Raw genomic sequence first — 1,190 nt, 5'->3', positions numbered from 1 at the left:
CAGGGCGGGATCATACTTTGTTAACAGTAGGGAACTTATTCCTATCTGCATGATCTGATCGGGCATGTTATTCTACTGAGCCTAATCCATGTCCTTATTTGAACACTTGAAACTCATCGAAGACCCTCGCTCTCACATCAACCTAGATCATGATTTAGTTGATATTATTTTTCTTGTTTTAGCCGCAATCGCTTCAGGTTGTGATGGCTGGCAAGCTATCGAAGAATTCGGCCAAGAGAACCTATCTTGGCTACGTAAACATCGAGATTTTGACAAAGGGATCCCGACTCGGCATTCCATTGCTCGGATCATTAAAGTTATTGATACCGAAATACTGGTGTTAACGCTCTTTAGTTGGGCAAATAGTTTAAGAGAAACCTCATCCAAGCCATTGATCGCTATTGACGGCAAAACCTTGCGGGGTGCTGTTAATCAACATGGTGCTAAAAATGCGCTACACCTCGTTTCGGCCTTTGATACCGAACAAGGAATTGTGCTGTATCAGCAAGATACACAGACCAAAGGTAACGAAATCGCAACGGTTCAAGCGCTGCTGCACATGTTAGACATTAAAGATGCCGTTGTAACCTTTGATGCACTTCACTGCCAACGGGAAACGCTTCAACAAATTATCAAAGCTAAAGGCGACTATGTTGTTCAGGTAAAAGGCAACCAACCGCTACTGAGGCAGGCCATTGAGATACAATTTCAACCTCACTGGGATAACGACGGCGTCGACATATTGAGTATCGAAGAGGATGACAAGGGGCATGGCCGTAAGGAGCGTCGCACAACGTTTCAAATTCCAGCAAAGCTGCCACAGGCGCTCGCGAAAAAGTGGCCATCAGCCAAGTCACTCATTGCAGTTGAACGTCAACGAACATGTAAAGGCATTACAACCATAAATACGGATTATTACTTAAGTTCTTTGCCGCTAGATGTCGAACTTGCAGCCAAAGCGGTGCGTCAGCATTGGCACATCGAGAACCTGCAACACTGGGTGCTTGACGTCACTTTTAGGGAAGACTGTTCAAGGATTGGTGACCGTGAAAACGCGAAGAAGATGGCACTATTTCGGCGTATTGTGCTGAACCTTTTAGAGCAACATCCGCTAAAAGCCAGCAAACCAACCAAGATAAGAAAAGCAGCATGGAATGGCGATTTTAGAAGCGAGATATTCTTTGGTTAAG

Annotated in this window: 1 protein-coding gene; it reads left to right on the top strand. The window is 44.9% G+C overall.

What is annotated here, in order from left to right; genetic code table 11:
- Nucleotides 1–88 precede the first annotated feature (88 nt).
- A complete protein-coding gene (locus tag K5Q99_RS21765) occupies nucleotides 89–1,189 on the top strand; it encodes an ISAs1-like element ISSba1 family transposase (protein ID WP_220778114.1) in 1,101 nt (366 codons plus the stop codon).
- The last annotated feature ends 1 nt before the right edge of the window (nucleotide 1,190 follow it).

It is taken from the genome of Shewanella hafniensis (assembly GCF_019655335.1).
In the GTDB taxonomy this organism is placed as follows: Bacteria; Pseudomonadota; Gammaproteobacteria; order Enterobacterales; family Shewanellaceae; genus Shewanella; species Shewanella hafniensis.
This window is presented reverse-complemented; position numbering and strand designations above follow the sequence as displayed.